This window comes from Pseudomonas palleroniana, assembly GCF_003031675.1.
Taxonomy (GTDB): Bacteria; Pseudomonadota; Gammaproteobacteria; order Pseudomonadales; family Pseudomonadaceae; genus Aquipseudomonas; species Aquipseudomonas palleroniana.
On the sequence record NZ_PYWX01000011.1, the window covers coordinates 215011 to 233675 of the forward strand.

16 protein-coding genes and 1 pseudogene are annotated in these 18665 nt (G+C 62.4%); 9 read left to right on the top strand and 8 right to left on the bottom strand.

The annotated features are described in order from the left end of the window. Positions 1-38: 38 nt before the first annotated feature. Genes pvrR through C9383_RS03950 form a run of 4 tightly spaced genes read right to left on the bottom strand, consistent with a single transcriptional unit; the run spans position 39 to position 5767 of the window. On the bottom strand, positions 39-1232 hold the full coding sequence (pvrR, locus tag C9383_RS03935; RefSeq protein WP_090369900.1) for a response regulator cyclic di-GMP phosphodiesterase PvrR: 1194 nt from the start codon (positions 1230-1232) through the stop codon (positions 39-41). Then, positions 1219-4017, bottom strand: a complete 2799-nt coding sequence (locus C9383_RS03940) for an ATP-binding protein (RefSeq protein WP_090372348.1) — start codon at positions 4015-4017, stop codon at positions 1219-1221. Before C9383_RS03940 ends, pvrR begins: the two co-directional genes overlap by 14 nt. Before the next feature lie 59 nt (positions 4018-4076). Further along, complete coding sequence (locus tag C9383_RS03945) at positions 4077-5060, bottom strand: fimbrial protein (RefSeq protein ID WP_090369903.1); 984 nt, start codon at positions 5058-5060, stop codon at positions 4077-4079. A 23-nt stretch (positions 5061-5083) separates the two neighbouring features. Then, complete coding sequence (locus C9383_RS03950) at positions 5084-5767, bottom strand: fimbrial biogenesis chaperone (protein WP_235863243.1); 684 nt, start codon at positions 5765-5767, stop codon at positions 5084-5086. A 204-nt stretch (positions 5768-5971) separates the two neighbouring features. Here C9383_RS03950 and C9383_RS03955 point away from each other — a divergent pair, with 204 nt between their 5' ends. Next, positions 5972-6493: an ANTAR domain-containing protein gene (locus C9383_RS03955; RefSeq protein ID WP_090369905.1), complete on the top strand. Its 522-nt coding sequence runs from the start codon at positions 5972-5974 to the stop codon at positions 6491-6493. Positions 6494-6588: 95 nt separating this feature from the next. Here the strand turns inward: C9383_RS03955 and C9383_RS03960 are convergent, their stop codons facing one another. Beyond that, entirely contained in the window at positions 6589-7665 is a 1077-nt protein-coding gene (locus C9383_RS03960) for an aldo/keto reductase (RefSeq protein ID WP_090369908.1), read from the bottom strand. A 131-nt stretch (positions 7666-7796) separates the two neighbouring features. Here C9383_RS03960 and C9383_RS03965 point away from each other — a divergent pair, with 131 nt between their 5' ends. The 6 genes from C9383_RS03965 (at position 7797) to C9383_RS03990 (ending at position 12835) form a co-directional block, all read left to right on the top strand. Continuing rightward, entirely contained in the window at positions 7797-8474 is a 678-nt protein-coding gene (locus tag C9383_RS03965; RefSeq protein ID WP_090372352.1) for an ABC transporter ATP-binding protein, read from the top strand. Beyond that, a complete protein-coding gene (locus C9383_RS03970) occupies positions 8471-9262 on the top strand; it encodes an ABC transporter permease (RefSeq protein ID WP_090369910.1) in 792 nt (263 codons plus the stop codon). The genes C9383_RS03965 and C9383_RS03970 overlap by 4 nt, the downstream gene beginning before the upstream one ends. 120 nt (positions 9263-9382) lie before the next feature. Continuing rightward, a complete protein-coding gene (locus C9383_RS03975; protein ID WP_090369912.1) occupies positions 9383-10015 on the top strand; it encodes a glutathione S-transferase family protein in 633 nt (210 codons plus the stop codon). A gap of 18 nt (positions 10016-10033) precedes the next feature. Then, positions 10034-10954, top strand: coding sequence for a LysR family transcriptional regulator (locus C9383_RS03980; RefSeq protein WP_090369914.1), 921 nt, complete (start codon positions 10034-10036; stop codon positions 10952-10954). Further along, on the top strand, positions 10954-11832 hold the full coding sequence (locus C9383_RS03985) for a LysR family transcriptional regulator (protein ID WP_090369916.1): 879 nt from the start codon (positions 10954-10956) through the stop codon (positions 11830-11832). The genes C9383_RS03980 and C9383_RS03985 overlap by 1 nt, the downstream gene beginning before the upstream one ends. Before the next feature lie 85 nt (positions 11833-11917). After that, positions 11918-12835 (top strand): pyridoxamine 5'-phosphate oxidase family protein, encoded by a 918-nt coding sequence (locus C9383_RS03990; RefSeq protein ID WP_090369918.1) that lies wholly within the window; start codon positions 11918-11920, stop codon positions 12833-12835. Positions 12836-13156: 321 nt separating this feature from the next. On the opposite strand, the gene C9383_RS03995 is transcribed toward C9383_RS03990, so the two are convergent. Then, positions 13157-13615: an REP-associated tyrosine transposase gene (locus C9383_RS03995; RefSeq protein WP_090369920.1), complete on the bottom strand. Its 459-nt coding sequence runs from the start codon at positions 13613-13615 to the stop codon at positions 13157-13159. Positions 13616-13734: 119 nt separating this feature from the next. Then, a complete protein-coding gene (locus C9383_RS04000) occupies positions 13735-15222 on the bottom strand; it encodes an aldehyde dehydrogenase family protein (protein ID WP_090369922.1) in 1488 nt (495 codons plus the stop codon). 235 nt (positions 15223-15457) lie between these two features. On the opposite strand from C9383_RS04000, the gene C9383_RS04005 reads away from it, so the two are divergent. Beyond that, positions 15458-16627, top strand: coding sequence for a p-hydroxyphenylacetate 3-hydroxylase oxygenase component (locus tag C9383_RS04005; protein WP_060756857.1), 1170 nt, complete (start codon positions 15458-15460; stop codon positions 16625-16627). Positions 16628-16685: 58 nt separating this feature from the next. Continuing rightward, positions 16686-17165 (top strand): annotated as a pseudogene (locus C9383_RS04010) (flavin reductase family protein); the annotation flags it as partial. Between the two features lie 32 nt (positions 17166-17197). Here C9383_RS04010 and C9383_RS04015 read toward each other — a convergent pair. Beyond that, positions 17198-18520, bottom strand: coding sequence for an alginate export family protein (locus C9383_RS04015; protein WP_090369924.1), 1323 nt, complete (start codon positions 18518-18520; stop codon positions 17198-17200). Between the last annotated feature and the right edge of the window lie 145 nt (positions 18521-18665).

Sequence of the window (18665 nt, forward strand, 5' to 3'; positions counted from 1 at the left end):
TGCTCTTTAATAAAGCGCAAATGATCCGGGGCCGCCAGCTAGTGAGATGTCGCGGGGCCATCATTGTTCAGTAGTTGCTGAAATTGGTCTGAAGACACTGCGTGGGAAATCAGGAAACCTTGCACCTGATTGCAGTCGATCTTGCGTAACAGGGCCAGTTGCTGGGGTGTTTCCACGCCTTCGGCGACCACCGTCAGGCCGAGCTTGCGGCCCAGTGCGATGATGCTCGCCAAGGCCTGGGCGATGCCTTCGTTGTCGTGGCTGCCTTGCACCAGGGCCTGGTCGATCTTCAGTTCGGTGAAGGGCGTGGATACTAGGTTCAGGTACGAGCTGTAGCCTTTGCCGAAATCGTCCTGGGACAGCCCGAAGCCCTTGATACGCAGGCGGCACGCTCCGGCATAGAAGTTACTGATGTCCTGCGGTACCGAGCACTCCATCAGTTCGAAGCAAATCATTCCCGGGATCCCGTTGTAGTGCAGCACGAACTCCAGCAGGCGGTCGGCCAGGTCATGGCTGTTGAGCAGGTGGGTGGGCAAATTGATCGACACGGGTATTTCATAACCGCGCTGGCGCCAACGCTCCTGGGCATGGATGGCTTGCTTGAGGACCACCCACAACAGGCGTTCCTCCAGCTCGAATGCCTTGATCGCCGGCAGGAACGCGGCTGGCAATAGCACGCCTTGCTCAGGGTGCATCCAGCGCACCAGGGCCTCGGCGGCGACGATACGGCCGTTGGCCAGGGACTTTTTCGGTTGGAACCAGGCCTGGAGCTGGCCGTTGCCCATGGCCTGGACCAGCGTGTGGCGGTCGATATCCAGGTACTCGGTCAGGGCGGGAGAGGGCCGGTGTACCTTGGTCTTGAGTTGCTCCACCAGGCTGCGCAGGGCGTCGACGGCGACCGGTTTGGAGATCAGTCCGATCACCTCGACATCGAGGTTTTTCGCCACCAGGCTGGCCGCCATCAGCATGCGCCGCGAAGCCGCGCTCATGATCGCCAGCGCCGGCTTGCAGCGCAGGTTGGCCAGGCACTGGATGAATTGCACACCGTCCATGCCGGGCATCAGCAGGTCGGTCAGTACCAGATCAAAATCCCGCTGGCGCAGACGCTCCAGCGCTTGTTTGCCATCTTCGGCGGCTTCGAGGCTGAAATCCCCCAACTCACTGAGCAGGTGCTGCAGGTAGATGTGCTGCAGGGGGTGGTCCTCGACGATCAAAATACTAAGGGGCTTCATGGGTGGTCCGTGCATAAGGTGCCAGGGCGTTCAACAGCGCCCGCAACGCAAAGGGTTTGACCAGGCAATGGTTCATGCCGGCGGCCAGGCACAGGTCGGCTTCGCCGCGCATGGCGTTGGCAGTGGCCCCGATAATCGGTAGCGTGCAGCCCTGGCGCCGCAATTCGCGCGCCAGCTCATAGCCGTTGATGTGGGGCATGTTGACGTCGCTCAGCACCACGTCGAAATGCCCGGCGCTGTACAACTGCAGCGCCTCCTGGCCGTCGGCCGCCAGTTCCACCGTGCAGCCGAGTTCTTCGAGTTGGTCGCGCAATATCAGTTGGTTGATGATGTTGTCCTCGGCCACCAACAGGTGCAGGTTGAGGGCGTCCACGTCGCTCTGGCGTGTGGGCTCATCGCTGCGGGCCACCCACAGCCCCTGGGCCTGGCTGACAGCCTGATGGATGGCACCGAGGTGGTTGAGGTTGACGTGCCACGCGCCGCTGTCAGCTTCTACGGTGGTGCTGGCGTGACTGCTGACATGGATCACCGGCCCCGGCCAGTCGGGTGCCAACAGGGGATCGACGCTGCCAGGGTGCAATTGCAGCAGCAGGTTGTGGTCGGGCAGGTTCGGCAGGCCGGGCTGGGCCCGTGCGCCCCAGCGACGCAGCCAGCCGCTGATCGCGTGGGCAAGTTCCGGAATGGGCGAGGCGACGTAGACGGTGTCGGCCAGCAAGGCGCTCATCGGCAGGGTAGGCGCTTCTTCCAGCGGCAGCGTGAGGCTGAAGCTGCTTCCCAGGCCCAGTTCGCTGACCATGCGCAGCGAGCCGTTCATCAACTCGGTCAGGCGTTGGCAAATCGGCAGGCCCAACCCGGTGCCGGCCACCACATTGGTGTTGCCTTCGCTCTGGTAAAACGGCTCGAAAATCATCGCCTGGTCTTCCTGGGCGATGCCTTTGCCGGTGTCCGAGACTTGCCACAACACACTGGACCGCTCGCCGTCGCGGCCGAGCACCTTGACTCGCAGCACCACGCGCCCGTAATCGGTGAACTTCACCGCGTTATTGAGCAGGTTATTGAGGATCTGGCGGATACGCGTCACATCGCCGATCAACCGTTCGGGCAACTTGGGGTCCAAGCAGGCGTACAACTGCAAACCCTTGCCTTGGGCGGCTGCGGCATAGCCCTGGATGATTTCGTGCACCAGGTCCAATGGCGAGAACTCGCTCATCTCCAGTGCCAACTGCCCGGCTTCGATCTTGGACACGTCAAGCACGTCGCAGATCAGTTGCAGCAACGTGGCGGACGAGCCTTCGATGGCCTGCAGGTAGTCTTTTTGCTGGGCATCCAGTTGGGTTCGGGCCAACAGCTCCAAGGTGCCCAGCACACCGTACAGGGGCGTGCGGATCTCATGACTCATGGTCGCCAGGAACAGGGTTTTCGCGGCGTTGGCGGCGTCCGCCGATTGCCTGGCCTCTTCCAGTGCAGCCTCGACCTGCTTGCGCGCGCTGAGGTCGCTGAAGGCACAAAACAGCACGTCTTCGCCCTTGTAGCGGGTCGGCGCGCTGCTCAAGTACAGGTGGCGGCCGTCGACGGTTTCAAAGTAGTCGCTGCGTTCGCAAGGCTCGCCGGCAAAGGCTTGCTCGATCCAGCTGTCGCGCAGGGCTTCGCGCTCCGGGCCGTTGCCGAGCCACTGCTGGGCCAGGGTGTTTTCCAGCACCACCTGGCCGTCGGTACGGCGCAGTACACACAAGGCGACGGGCGCGGTCTGGATGACGTCGCGGCCAAAGGCTTCGCTCTCGATCAGGGCCTGGATGCGATGGATCGACGGGATGATGAAGCGCTGGTCAACCCGGCGCATCACCAGCCAGATCAGCGTGAGGCTGAACAGGCAGAACAACAATGAACCGAGCAGTTGTTTCCACAGACCGGTGACCACCGCGTGCAGATCAATGGAATACATCAGTTGCCAGTCGGAGGATTTCAAATGCTTGCGGATCACCAAGTGGTCGGGTAGCCAGCCATTGCCGACAAATCCGAAAAAACTGTCTTCGCCCGGCTTGAGGCGCTGTTGGCTCAGCCGCGTATCGGCACTGTTGGTGAAGACCAGCATGCCTTGGGAGTTGAGCATCATGAACTCGCCGGCACTCTGATCGCTGAGCGTCGAGGAGACCTCGCGGCTCTCCATCTCCAGGCCCAGCCAACCTGAGTTGACATCGCGCTCGTCCAGGCGGATGAACACGTACAGGTGCGAGTGGTGCTCGGTCCTGTCACTGAGCCATAGCTCGCCGAGGGTGCTCGGGTCACGATATTGCAGGGCCTTGAGGCGGTTGAGCATGCACTTGGACGTCGGCAGCACCTGTGCGGTCGAGTTGTAGAGGCGGGTCACCTGCGGGCTGGGGCCGGCGTTCACGTAGAGCAGGTTGAGTTGCCGCGCCTTCAGGTAGTCGCGCATGCGTGCGGTCAGCCAGATGCTCCATTGGTTGCCGGGGATATCGCCCAGTTGCAGATGTTCTTCTTCCGGGGACGGCGGATAGATCCGTGACTGTTTGCGTACCGCCGACAGGCTGAGGCTTTCCAGCAGGGCCTCGCGATTGGTGAAAAAAGTATGTGCCTCGGCGATGGCACTGCTCATGTAGCCGCGTCGTTGGGAGATATCGTTGTTGAAGGTGGACAACAGGAAGGTATAGACGCCGCTCAAGATACCAATCAGTAACACGGTGGCAAACGTACGAAGCAGCCTTCTGGCTGCTTCGGGTCGGGAGAGGACGGGGTTGATCTGGAGCAGATAACTTTTCAATCGCATCGGCAGAGAGTAGTGGCAGATCGCTGCCAGTGGCATAAGACGATCCTTAAAGTCGCCGGCTACTTGTAGAACATGTCGACCACCACAGCCGCCTCGAAAGCCCCGGGAATCGGCAGGGTGCGCCAGCTCAAGTCCGCACGGAAATCATTGCGCGCCTGGCCGGAACCCATCAGCGTCTGCAAGGTGAACCAGTCATTGAACGGCAAACGCTGATCGCTTTCGGCACGCGACAACGAGATGCCGACCGAGCTGTTGTTGGCCGGCACCAGCAATCCGTTGATCACACTGCCGCCGCCCGGGGTGGTGGCGAAACGTGCGTTGACGGTGTAGGGGGTGTCGCAGGCTTTGCGCAGGCTCAGGTTGAAATTCGCGGTGCTGGCCACCGCGCCGATCTGCGCCGTGCGCGAAGGCGTGGGGAAGTTGACCACGCTGGGGGTGATAGTCAGCTCGGGCGCGCAGGGGACGAAACGGATATCGTTCATACCGGTGACGATGTAATTGAGGTTGCTGTTGGGCTTGCTGTTAAGCCCGCGTACGCCGTCCAGTTGAAAGACACGGTATTGGGTCAGGGTGCTGGCTTGGCCATTGGGCGGCGTCTTGCCATATTTTTCAATGAACACACTGAAGTTCAAGGTGAAGCGTGCCTTGTCCCAACCGGTGCAGTTGGACCAGGTGCAGCCGCGGTCCGAGAAGAAGCCGGTACCGACCTTGCCGGTGCTTTGGGTGATTGGCGCATTGTTGTAGCGAATACCTACACGGATACCCTGGCCGATGCTGACATTGGCCGGGTTGACGTAGAAATACACCTCTTCACGGCCGTGGTTCTGGTCGTCCTTGCACAGCACGTTGGTGGAGCGTGGGCCCGACTCCCAGATGATCGTACCGTCCGGCGCGTCGGCCGCCACTGCCAGCGAAGTACCCAGGGGGTTGATATCCACGTACGCGCCGCTGCCATCTTCCACGCAGGCCAGGGCATGGCTGGTGGCGGGCAGCGCGGCGCAGCCCCACAGTAAGAATGGGAGAACACGTTTGATGAGTGACATAGGTGCCAATACCCCGCGATGGATCAGTTGAGCACCGCGCGATGGCGGGCCTGCAAACCGATGTCGTTGATTTCGGTGAAGTGAAGGGTGGTGCCTTTGGGCAAAACGCCCGGCGTGGTCAGGGTGATGCTTTCGTGGGGCTTGAGCAGCAGGTAGTCGCTGAGCGCGTGGGTATCGGTGTGCACGTTCACCAGCGACAGGTGAAACGCGCTGGGATTACTCACGGTGATGCTCTGCGCGTCGTGGCGGCTCCACACCAACTGCTGCAGCGCTTCGGTCGAGCCGCCTTCGAGCGTGGGCGGCCGGTAGAACAGCTTGAGGCGTTGGCGGATCGCAAATTGCACGCTGCCGGGCTCTTTCGGCTTGAGCGGGACCTCCATGAGGTTGAGCCAGAACAACGATTCACGATCGCTGGGCAGTCCGGCGCCTGCGTAGAGCACCCGCAGCCGGTGATGCTCCTCTGGCCCCAGTTTTACCAGCGGCTCGGTGGCGGCAAACGGCACATCGCGGTTGGCGGTTTCATCTTCGGCGGTGATCCAGGTTTGCACCACCACGTCTTGTGACGCCTGGTTGACCACGTTGATGCCGGCGGCCTTGTCCTGGCCGAAGTAAATCAGCCGTGTACCTTCGATTTTCAGCGCGGCGCGGGCCGGTGGCGCCAGGGCCAGCAACGCACCGGCGATCAGCAGGATTCGCAAAAGGGGCATCAACACAATCAATTCCATGGGGCATTTGCAGACGCAGACCATGGTAGAGGCAAGGCGGCGGCAGGGCTTTCAGGCGATTCTTAAAAGTGCGCTCGCGCTGCGTCTGCCGTTTCAGAATCGCCTTAAAGTCATAGCCGGGTGCCGACCGTTACCGTATTCACCGTTGAATGATCGACGTGGATGCCCAACTGTCAGGTTTACCCTATGTCTAATAAAGCGCTACGCCTTCTGATTGCCGATACCGACCTGCTGCAACGGATCAAGATCGAGAAAATGCTTAACCAGTTGGGTTATCACCGTATTGCGCCCATCAGTTCATTCGACGAACTGCAGGGGCTGACACGTTCGGTGGGGGTAGCGTTCGACCTGTTGATCATCAACACCGCGCTGGTGCATTCGCGAGAAGTCAACCTGCTCAAGTACTGCCACGACAACCCGCTGATCCGCCACACCCTGATCTATGACGGGCAATGCGCATTGAGCTCGGTGGTGTCGGTGTCGGTCAGCCAGACCCTGCACCTGTCCCTGTCGCAGTCGCCCGACTTCAACTCGCTGCGCCGCTGCATGGAAATCGTCGACCCCGCCCACAGCCCTCCCGTGGTTGAACGCCCCACGTTGCGAGCGGTAGACACGCGAAACCCGCAATCGCCGATAAGACTGCGCCCCCATGACCACGGCGATTCGGCGGTGGTGGCGTGTGCGGTGGGGTTGACGCCCAAGCGGTAAGGGGGGCCACCCTTTTTGCGGAAGATCGCGTAGAGGGCGCCTGACGGGAAATAGACTGCGCAAGGCGACCCTCGGCGGGAGGGTCGCCCCCTCCATCACTTGTCCTTGCGGGCATCCATGGTCTTTTGGTGCTCGGCCAAAAACGGCTGCTCTGCCGGGTCGAAGCGGTCGATCCCGGCGGTGAAGCGGTGCCAGTACGGATACAACGGCTGGCGCCGGGTGACGGCTTCGATGCGCGAAGACTGCGCCTCGGTGAGTTTCAATTCAGTGGCGGCGAGGTTGTCGCGCAGGTGCTCTTCGGTGCGGGCGCCGACGATCAGCGCGGTGATGCCGGGGCGGTCCTTGAGCCAGGCCAGGCAGGTGCGCGCCACCGACACACCCAGCTCATCGCCGACGGCCGCGAGGGTTTCGATGATATCCAGGGCGCGCTCGCGGTCATGCACATAGGGTTCCGGCCAGTCGCTGCCTTGGCGTGTATTGGCTGGCGGGTTTTGCCCGCGTCGGGTCGAGCCGGTCAGCAGACCTTCGCCCATCGGGCCCCACACCAGGGTGCCGACGGACTGGTCAAGCGCCAGGGGCAGCAACTCGTACTCGGCCTCACGGGATTCCGGGGTGTAGTAGATCTGTTGGGTGAGGGGCTTGAGCATGCCGTGCAGCTCGGCTTTGCCCAGGGTTTTCATCATCTGCCAGGCGGTGAAGTTGCTGGTGCCGAAGTAGCGGATCTTCCCCGAACCGACTAACAGCCGCAGCGCTTCAAGGGTCTCTTCGATGGGCGTCAGGCCATCCCAATTGTGCAATTGGTAGAGGTCGATGTGATCGGTGCCCAGGCGCTTCAAACTGGCCTCACACGCGCGGATCAGATGGTAGCGCGAGGCGCCGGAGTTGTTCGGATTATTGTCCACGGGGCTGCGGCCCTTGGTGGCCAGCAGGATATCGTTGCGCTTGTCACCCAAGGCTTTGCCCACCACTTCCTCGGCCAGGCCGTGGGAGTAGAGGTCAGCGGTGTCGACCATGTTGACCCCGGCCTCGAACGCGATGTCGAACATGCGCCTGGCCTGGGGCACATCCACCGCGCCGCATTTTGCAAACTCGGCGCGACCGCCGAACGGCACGGTGCCGAGGATGATTTCAGATACCAGCAGGCCGCTATGGCCCAGTTGTCGGTATTGCATGTCGCCTCCTACCTAACGTTGCACGTGAAGGTGTGAACGACGTGAGGGGCGATAGTTTGAATTTTTTCATGAAAACTTTGTGCGGCTGCCGCACCATGTCCGCCAACCGGATCAAGAGGAACACCCTGTCCATGAGCGCACTGATAGAAACCCGCGCCCTCACGCGCCAGGACGAGCGTCGCCAGGCGATTTTGCTGCAACCCACCGACTTCAGCTTGAACCGCGCCGACCGCGTGTCGATCACCGGTTCCTCAGGCTCCGGCAAAAGCGTATTCCTGCGCGCACTGGCCCTGCTGGACGCGCCCAGCTCCGGGCAGATCCTGTGGAACGGTCAACCGATTGCTAACTCAGAGATTCCCCATTACCGCAGCCATATCAGCTACCTGTCCCAGCGCCCGGCGTTGATCGAGGGGACTGTGGAGGACAACCTGCGCTTCCCGTTCAGCCTCAAGACCCTGCGCAAGCGCAGCTTCGATCGGCAAGCCGTGATCACGTTGCTGGAGCATGCCGGTAAGCAACCGGACTTCCTGACTAAAAACGCCGGCGATCTGTCGGGGGGCGAAGCCCAGGTGGTGTCGTTGATCCGCACCCTGCAATTGAACCCCGAAGTGCTGTTGCTGGATGAACCCACCGCCGCCCTCGACCCCACGTCCTCCCGGGATGTCGAAGCGCTGATCGATGCCTGGTACGCCGCCGATAAGGCCCGCGCCTACCTCTGGGTCTCCCACGACCTGGAGCAGGCCCGGCGCATGAGCGACCTGCATTTGCAGATGAGTGCCGGTGTTCTGAGCGGAGTCGCCCAGCCATGAATTATCAAAACCTGACCGCACTGGACATGGGCATCGCCGCCTCGCTGATCCTGATCAACGGCGCCTTGTCGCTGTTGTTGCGCCTGGGCCTGGAGCGCCAGTTGCTGTGGGCCGCCGTGCGCACGGTGGTGCAGTTGATGGCCATCGGGTACCTGCTGGGCTGGGTATTCGAGTTTGCCTACTGGTACGTGGTACTGCCGTTGATGTGTGCGATGACCTTGATCGCCGGCATCTCGGCGGCGGGACGTGGGCGACGCACTTATCGCGGGCAGCGGGTCGACAGCATCGTGTCGGTCTGGGGCAGTTCGTGGCTGGTGACGGCGGTGGGCCTGTTCGCGGTGATCCGTATCCACCCCTGGTATGAACCGCAATATGCGATCCCGATCCTCGGCATGATCCTGGGCAATACGCTGACCGGCGTGTCGTTGGGCATTGAGCGCATGACCCAGGAGCTGACCTCGGGGCGCAATACCATCGAGATGATCCTGGCCCTGGGCGGCTCACGCTGGGAAGCCGCCCAGGAGGCGATCCGCCAGGCCGTGCGGGCGGGGATGATCCCCACGCTGAACCAGATGACCGTGGTCGGTATCGTCAGCCTGCCGGGCATGATGACCGGCCAGGTGTTGGCGGGGGAGAGCCCGCTGGACGCGGTGCGCTACCAGATCGTGATCATGTTCCTGATCGCCGCATCATCGGCGCTGGGCACGGTCGGTGCAGTGCTGCTCACCTACCAGCGGTTGTTTTCCGCCAGCCACCGGTTTCTGCGTGACCGGCTGGAGGAGCGCTGAGCACCCTCGCGGTATTGTTTCATGCTGTGAAATGCTGGATTGTAAATCCTGGTGATTCCAACGATTTGCACTGCGGTGGAACATGACCGGCGTCGAAACCCCCACCTTTGGAGCGTCTCAATGTCCCAGCCTGCGATCAAACTGTATGGTTTCCCGTTGTCCGGCCACTCGCATCGGGTCGAGTTGATGCTGTCCCTGCTGGGGCTGCCCATGGAATTCATCCTGGTGGACCTCAAGCACGGCGCGCACAAAACCGCGGAATTTCTGACTGAGGTCAACAGCTTCGGACAGGTCCCGGCGATTGATGACAACGGCATGGTGCTGGCGGACTCCAACGCCATCCTGGTCTACCTGGCCGCCACCTACGGCAAAGGCCAATGGCTGCCGAGCGATCCGGTGGGGCAGGCTCGCGTACAACGCTGGCTCTCGGCCGCGGCCGGCCCCTTGCATGTAGGGCCGGCGTCGGCGCGCCTGGCCGTGGTGTTTGGTGCCGAGATCGACACCGCCAATGCCATCGCGCGCTCCCACGCCTTGCTCAAACTGGTGGAACAGCAACTCAGCCAGACGCGGTTTCTTGTCGGTGAGCAACCGACCATCGCCGATATCGCGTTTTACTCCTACGTGGCTCACGCGCCGGAAGGCAATGTGTCGCTGGCCGACTACCCTAAAGTGCGGGCCTGGCTCGCCGGCATCGAGGCGTTGCCGGGCTTTGTCGGCATGCCTCGCACGGTAGCGGGCCTGCAAACACCGTAACGTCCACAAGGGGCGCCGATGGACCGATTTCATGAGATGCAGGTGTTCCTGGCGGTGGCCGAGGAGGAGGGCTTCGCCGCCGCCGCACGCCGCCTGAATACCTCACCGCCCAGCGTGACCCGGGCCATCGCCGCCATGGAGGCGCGCATCGGTACCCAATTGCTGGCGCGTACCACACGCAGCCTGCATTTGACGGAGGCCGGCCAGCGTTACCTGGAAGACTGCCGACGCATCCTGGCCGAACTGGATGAGGCCGAAGAGGCGGCGGCAGGCAGTTACTCCAGCCCTTGCGGGCATTTGACGGTGACCGCGCCGGTACTGTTCGGCGAGCGGTATGTGGCGCCGGTGCTGGGGGATTACCTGGATCGTTTTCCGCTGGTGACGCTCAACGCGTTGCTGGTCGACCGTGTGGTGAACCTGGCCGATGAAGGTGTTGATGTGGCCGTACGCATCGGTCATCTGTACGAGCCGGGGCAACAGGCAATCAAAGTCGGCGAGGTACGCCGGGTGGTCTGTGCGGCGCCGGCCTTTCTCGATCAACACGGGCGGCCTCGGCATCCCGCCCAATTGCGTGACTTCAAGATCGTCACCTCGTCCGCCAGCCAACGGGTGCACGAGTGGGCGTTTTTCGACCAGGGCCAGCCGGTGACGGTGCCTATCGAACCGCGCCTGGTGGTCACGGCGAATAACGCGGCGATCAACCTGGCGTGCCTGGGCTGGGGCGCGACCCAGGTGTTGTCCTATCAAATCGCGGCGCAGGTGGCGGCGGGCGAGCTGGAGATTGTGCTGGAGGCTTTCGAACCGGCACCGCTGCCGATCCAGGTAGTGTTTCAGCAGAGTGCCCGCGTACCGGCCAAAGTCAGCACCTTCGTGGATTTCCTCAGCCGGCGGCTGGGCCAGGACGCCGCGCTGAACCCGGCGATGACGCGGCGCGGCTGATGGAGCGTTATCGCGATATGCAGCTGTTTGCCGCGTTGGCCGGGCACACGAGCCTGGCCGCGGCGGCACGTGCAACCTGTGTCTCCGCGCCGACACTGGTACGTGCGGTGGCGCGGCTGGAGGCACGGTTGCGCGTGCCGTTGCTGCTGCGCAGTACCCAGGGTGTGCGCTTGACCGACGCGGGCCAGGCGTACCTGGCCGATTGTGTGCGCTTGCTGGCGGCCGTGGATGCTGCTGAAGCTTCGGCCAAGGGCTTGCAGACTGAGGCTCAAGGCAACCTGCGGGTGTTTCTGCCGTTTCTGTTCAGTCGCTACGTGATGGCGCCGGTATTGGCCGCTTACATGGAGCGTTATCCCGACGTGCGCCTGAAAGCCTGCTATCACGATTACTACCCGAACCTGCATGAAGAAGGTCTGGATGTAGCGATCCTTGTCGGCCACTTGCCCAACTCGTCGCTGATCGCACGGTCGGTGGGGCAGGTGCGGCATATCCTGTGCGCCAGCCCCGACTACCTTGCAACCCACGGCGAACCCCAGCACCCGGACGATCTCAAGCAGCATCGGCTGATAGCCGGAGGCGACCGGGTGGCTTGGGATTTCCACGGCTACCAGCTCAAGGCCCGTGCCCGCCTGGGTTGTACCACGGTGCAGGGCGCGATCAATGCCGCCGTGCATGGGGCGGGGCTGATCCGCTGCCTGAGTTACCCGGCGCACGAGCATTTGCGCAGTGGGCAGCTGCGTCGGGTATTGGCCGGTTACGAACAGCCGCCACTGCCCGTGCAGGTGGTGTATCGCGAAGGCCGCAACGCACCGATGCGCGTGCGCAGTTTTGTCGAGCACTGTGTGGCGCAGCTGCGTGAGCATCCGGCATTTCAGTGAGTGTAATAGTGGATTGCCTGACGTGGTTATTCGCACACGGGCTGTCAGGGCGCAGCATAGGGCTCTCCAGCATGAGGTGCTCAGCATGAACCCCATCGAACCATCCCTCCCGCAAACATCCCCCTGGCATGCCGGCGAACGTTACCTGCAAGCAGCGGTTGGCGTGGCCGACCGCATGGCCGTGGTCGGGCCCAAGGTGATTCGCGATCACCTGCCGGAACAACACCGGGACTTCTATCCCTTGTTGCCGTACCTGGTACTGGGCGTGGTGGACGAGCAGGGCATTCCCTGGGCGACGATGCTGGAAGGCGCCCCCGGCTTTGCCCACTCGCCGGACCCGCAGACCTTGCAGATCGACAGCCTGCCATCCACAGGCGACCCGGCCCGCACGGCACTGCACGTCGGCGCCTCGGTCGGTCTGCTGGGTATCGACCTCAATACCCGCCGCCGCAACCGCATGAACGGCCGAATCGAGGCGCTTGATCACGATGGCTTCTCGGTCGACGTCGTGCACACCTATGGCAACTGCCCCAAGTACATCCAGTTGCGCCCGGTCGACGCGATTGCACGTAAACCCGGCACGCAGGTTGAGCGTCTTGACGGCCTGGATGACGCGGCACAAATGATGATCCGCAACGCCGACACCTTCTTCGTCGCCAGCTACGTCGAAGTGGACGGCCAGCGTTCGGTGGACGTTTCGCATCGGGGCGGTAACAGCAGTTTTGTGCGGGTCGATGGCAACGTGCTGACTATCCCTGACTTTGCCGGCAACCTGTTCTTCAACACCCTGGGCAACCTACAGGTCAACCCGGTGGCGGGCCTGTTGTTCATCGACTTCGAGTCGGGAGAGGTGCTGCATCTGGCCGGGCGCACCTCGCTGATTCTGGAGGGGCCCGAAGTGGCCCGCTTCGAAGGCGCACAACGGTTATGGACGGTGACGGTGGAACAGGTGATACGTCGCCCGGCGGCACTGGCCCTGCGCTGGCATAGCGGGCCCTTGTAGTGAGCGGGCTTGCCCCGCGCTGGGTGGCGCAGCCGCCCCAATAAGTCCGCTGCGTTGTTTCAGTGAGACCGAGGCGCTTGGGTTTGGGGCCGCTTCGCAGCCCGGCGCGGGACAAGCCCGCTCACTACGGGCCGGTTTCAGAAGCGGGTACGCAACCCATCACCCGAGCGCCGAACGCTTGTAGTGAGCGGGCTCGCCCCGCGCTGGGTGGCGCAGCCGCCCCAATAAGTCCGCTGCGTTGTTTCCGAGAGATCGAGGCGCTTGGGTTTGGGGCCGCTGCGCAGCCCGGCGCGGGACAAGCCCGCTCACTACGGGTCGGTTTCAGAGCCAGGCGGCATCCCATAATGAATAGTCCCCGACCCGCTCTACCAAACCCGCGCGCAGCGGGTTGGCAACGATATAGCGCGCCATCGTGCGTACATCGTCCTCTACACGCACAGCCCTATCGTAATAGCCTGGTTGCCAGACGCGTTCTTTGCTTTGGCGATACCTGTTGATCGTCAGCGTACTGCGTGACTTGATACGACGAACGACGTCGGCCAGCGTTTGCTGTTTCAACTCAAACAGCCAATGGATATGGTCAGGCATGATGACCCAGGCCATGGAGTCGACCAAACCAAGTTCATGAACCTGCCGGAGCTCGGCAACCAGCAGGCGACCCAGAAACAGGTCGGTAAAAAACTGCTGGCGTTGGTGAACGACGATGGTGATGAGGTAGCTACGCCCATGTTCCGAGTAGCGACCGTGACGCAGGCGGTGGGTTTGGGGTGTGGGGCGCAATCCGTTGCTCCTGAGAGAGTCCTTCAGAGCATTAACGCTAGCTTGTGGTTTACTCGAGCCTGCACCACTTGGTCACTGGATATGTTTGGGAACGGTGCTATTGCTGACCTTCAGTTCGCTCAATACCGAATCATCACCGACTTGAGCTCGGTGTAATCCTCGATAAATGCACTGCCAAACTCGCGGCCTACCCCCGAGGATCGATTCCCCCCAAACGGCACCGCCGGGTCGAGCAGTGTGTGCATATTCACCCACACCGTGCCCGCCTGGATGGCCGGTACCATGCGCAGGGCTTTGCCCAGGTCATGGGTCCACAGGCTGGCGCTGAGGCCGAAGGGGCTGTTGTTCATCAGGGCGAGCAGTTCGTCTTCGCTGTCGTAGGGCAGGAAGGTGGCGATAGGGCCGAAGGTTTCTTCATTGAGCAGGGTGTCGTTGATATTGTTGGCCAGGATCACCGTGGGTTCGACGTAGCAACCGGGGCGATCGAGCAGGGTGCCGCCATGGATGATCGTGTTGTGCTCTGCGCGGGCCTGGGTGAAGTAACCGAGCAGTTTGAGTTGGTGCTGGCGGTGGGTCACCGGGCCGAATTCGGTGCGTTCGTCCAGGGGCGAGCCGATGGTCAGGCGGCGCAGGCGCCGGCTGAGTTTTTCCAGTACCGCGTCGATCTGCGAGCGATGCACGAAGAAGCGTTCGGCCGCCGCGCAGATTTGCCCGGAGTGCAGAAACCCGGCCTCGATGATGCCTTCCACCGCTTTGTCCACGTCCACATCGGGCAGGAACCCGGCGGCGTTCTTGCCGCCCAGCTCCAGGGTTGTGCGGGTCAAGCCTGCCCCCATGGCGCTGCGGCCCACGGCGATGCCGGTGGTCACCGAGCCGGTGAACGACACCTTGTGGGTGCCGGGGTGCTCCACCAGGCCCTTGCCGACGTGGCCACCCCCGGTCAGCACATTGAGCACGCCTGCCGGCAACCCGGCTTCGATGGCCAGCTCAGCGATGCGCAGCAGGGTCAGCGGTGTGAATTCGCTGGGTTTGATGATGATGCTGCAACCGCACACCAGCGCCGAAGCGAGTTTCCAGATGGCGATCATGGTCGAGAAATTCCACGGCACTATGCCCACCACCACACCCACCGGTTCGCGCAGGGTGAAGGCGGTGTAGCGCTCGCCATTGAAGGAGGGCAGCGATGGCGTGATCGTCTGGCCGCTGATCTTGGTGGCCCAACCGGCGTAATAACGCAGGAAGTGCGCGGCCTGGTCGACCTCGAAGGCGCGCGCAATCTGGATGATCTTGCCTGACTGGCAGGTTTCGATCTGCGCCAGTTCTTCGCGGTTGTGTTCCAGCAGGTCGGCGAGTTTCAGCAACACATTGCCGCGTGTCGCCGGTGCGGTCTGGGACCACCGCGCAAAGCCGCGGGTGGCGGAGCTGACGGCGGCGTCGATATCCGCAAGGTCCGCGTCGGCAACCTGGGCGATGACCTGGCCGGTGGCAGGATTGGTCACGGCCAGTGTCTGGTCGGCATGGCTCGGCACGTTGATGCCGTCGATGAACAACCCATGGCGGCGACGCAGAAAAGCTTCGACCTGAGGCAGCAGCGGGATATCGCTCATGAAAGATTCCTGGCAGTTCACTGAGAAAAATCGAGGGTAACCAACGGCTATCGAGGTGGCTTGACTGTGCCTGCCAGGTTTTATGCCTGTGCCTGCCGAACTTGTGAAAAGTACAACCTTGCCTGTGGAACGTGCATTTTGCGCCTGGGCCATGCGGTCGATACTGGCCCTGCATCCAGCGTCGTTCCTCGATCCGGAGCGTGTGCCGGACCTCCAATAATAAGCAGGGCCATCCATGAAAAAGCCAAACCCGCTGCTCGAAGACCTCAAGCCCCTCCTGCCCGCCATCGCCGCGAATGCCGTACGCGCTGAACAACTGCGCCAAGTGCCGGATGAAAATATCGCCTTGCTCAAAAGCATCGGCCTGCACCGTGCTTTTCAGCCCAAGGCATTTGGTGGCCTGGAGCTGTCGCTGCCCGAATTCGCCGACTGCATCGCCTTGCTCGCCGGCAGCTGCGCCAGCACCGCCTGGGCCATGAGCTTGCTGTGTACCCACAGTCACCAGTTGGCGCTGTTCTCGGCGAAGTTGCAGCAGGAGATCTGGGGCGAGAACCCGGATGCCACGGCCAGCAGCAGTATCGCGCCGTTCGGGCGGGTGACGGAGGGCGAGGGCGGTGTGTATTTCAGTGGCGAGATGGGCTGGAGCAGTGGCTGTGACCATGGCGAGTGGGCGATTGTCGGCTGCCGCCGCGAGAACGCCGAAGGCACCCAGGATTACTGCTTTGCGGTGCTGCCGCGCAGCGACTACCAGATCCGTGATGACTGGTACGCCGCCGGTATGAAAGGCAGCGGCACCAAGACCTTGCTCATCGACAACGCCTGGGTGCCCGAACACCGTATCCAGAAGGCCAAGGACATGATGGAAGGCAAATCCGCAGGTTTTGGTCTCTACCCCGACAGTCAGATTTTCTATGCACCGTATCGGCCGTACTTCGCCAGCGGTTTTTCCACCGTCAGCCTCGGCGTGGCCGAACGCATGCTGGAGGTGTTCCGTGAAAAAACCAAAAACCGCGTGCGCGCCTACACCGGTGCCGCAGTGGGCGCCGCCACCCCGGCGTTGATGCGCCTGGCCGAGTCCACGCACCAGGTGGCTGCCGCCCGCGCCTTCCTTGAAAAAACCTGGCAGGAGCATGCCGAACACAGCGCGGCGCAGCGTTACCCGAGCCGCGAAACCCTGGCGTTCTGGCGTACCAACCAAGCCTACGCAACTAAAATGTGCATTGAGGCAGTCGATCGCCTGTTTGCTGCGGCGGGGGGTAATGCCTGGTTTGAGCACAACGAAATGCAGCGCCTGTTCCGCGATTCCCATATGACCGGCGCCCATGCCTACACCGATTACGATGTCTGCGCGCAAATCCTCGGCCGCGAGCTGATGGGGCTTGCGCCGGACCCGAGCATGGTGTGACACGTTCTTCACTCATAACGATGAGGGTGCCCCCACGGGATGCGCCCGGGAGTCTTGCATGTCTGACAACTGCCTTTTCGACCCACGGGCCTTTCGCCGTGCCCTGGGCAACTTCGCCACCGGTGTGACCGTGGTCACCGCGGCCACCGCCTCCGGGCGCAAGGTCGGCGTGACCGCCAACAGCTTCAACTCGGTGTCCCTCGACCCACCGCTGGTGCTGTGGAGCATCGACAAACGTTCCAATAGCCATGAAGTGTTCGAGGAGGCCAGCCACTTCGCGGTGAATGTACTGGCGGCAGACCAGGTACACCTGTCCAATAATTTTGCGCGCCCCCGTGAAGATCGTTTTGCCCTGATCGAGTACGAACCGGGCGAGGGCGGTTCGCCGGTATTCGCCGATTGCAGTGCACGCTTTCACTGTGAGAAATACCAGCAGGTGGACGGCGGCGACCACTGGATCATGATCGGCAAGGTCGTGGCTTTCGATGACTTCGGCCGTGCGCCGCTGCTCTATCACCAAGGTGCTTATGCAGAAGTCCGGGCGCTGCGTCCGTGCGCGCCCGAGGAGGTTCAGAAGGGGACGGCGACCACCAACTGACTGTAGACATTGGTGCCGTTGCCACCGACCTGGTTGCCGCCGGTCTCTGCTCCCTTGTTGGGTTTATACAGGCCCAGCAGGGGGGTGACGATCAGGTGCTCGTTGACTGCCCACTCGGCGTACAGGTCCAGCTCGCGGCCATCCAGGTTGAGTTGGCCACGGGTGCTGACGGTGTTGTAGTCGAAAAACAGTGCGCCGAGGGTGACGTTGTCCAGCGGCTTGACCTTGAGTGCCACGTGTTGCACCGCCGTATTGGTGTTGTACGGCCCGGAATAGTTGCCCGCCACTTCGCCTTGTACCCAGGTGCCGTAGCCTCGGTTGAAGCCTGAGAACATACCGTCCCAGTTTTTCGAATAACGCGCGTAGCGATACGTCAGGTCGGGTGACCACGGCAGGTCGGCGAAGGTGTAGCCGGCTTCGGCGTAGCCGGCGTTTTCCTGGCTGTCGCGGCGGTCCTGGCGGGCCAGTTCGAAGGCGAAATGTGCATGCTCGATACCGGCATTGCCGGTGCCGCGCAGGCTGTAGAGGTTCATGCCTTTGCGTTGGCGTTGTACATCGCTGGCGAAGCGTTCATCCACATCGATTCCGTGAAGATAGGTGAACCCCAGGGTGCCCGGCGCGGCGCTGTATTCCAGGGTGGCGGCGGCCATTTCGGTCATGGCCTGGGCCGGGTTATCGGATTTGATCCACATCAGGCTGCCATGCACGCCCTCCTTGCCGCCCAGGCGGATCACGGCGGTCTTGTCGAAGGCATGGCGCGCCGCGATGTAGTAGGCGCCGCCCCGGTTGAACTCACCATCACCCACGCCTTTGCCCAGATTGGGCCCGTCGTCGTTGACGATAAAACCGTCGCCCAGGGTGGTGACCTGTCGGCCGAACGAGAGGTCCACGCCGTCTTTGCCCAGGGCCGGGAACAGGTCGCCGGAGCGCCAGCCGGCAAAGGCTTCGTCAAACTTGGTGGTGCGTTCCTGGCCGGTGGTGACGCCGGAGGCATCGCCGTCGCCCCAGGTACCGGAACTCACCAGGTTGGCTGTGCCATACACCCCGCCAAAGCTGCCCAGGCTCTGGTTCACGCTCAGGCCATACTTGATGAAAGCCTCTCGCCAGGTGGAACCGCCGCTGCGCCCGTCGTAGTTCTTCGGGCTGTTGAACATGCCGTACACGGCAAGGAAATTGCCGGTGACCTGGGTGTCGGCATCGGCGTACAACTCGATGGCGCAGGCTTTGCCCGCCAGCAGGGTGATGCCCAGCACGACCGCCTGGCGCAGGCGACGATTTTTCAGGGTGTGCTCCATTGTTATTGCCCCCATCTTGGTTAAGAGTGAGGGCGCATTAGGGCGAGCGCCGGGCGCTGAAGTCTTTCATTTGCGTGCCAGGGAATTGACCCTGGCCGCCAGACTCTGCGCCGTGGCAGGGAGCAACAAAACCGGCGGCACACAG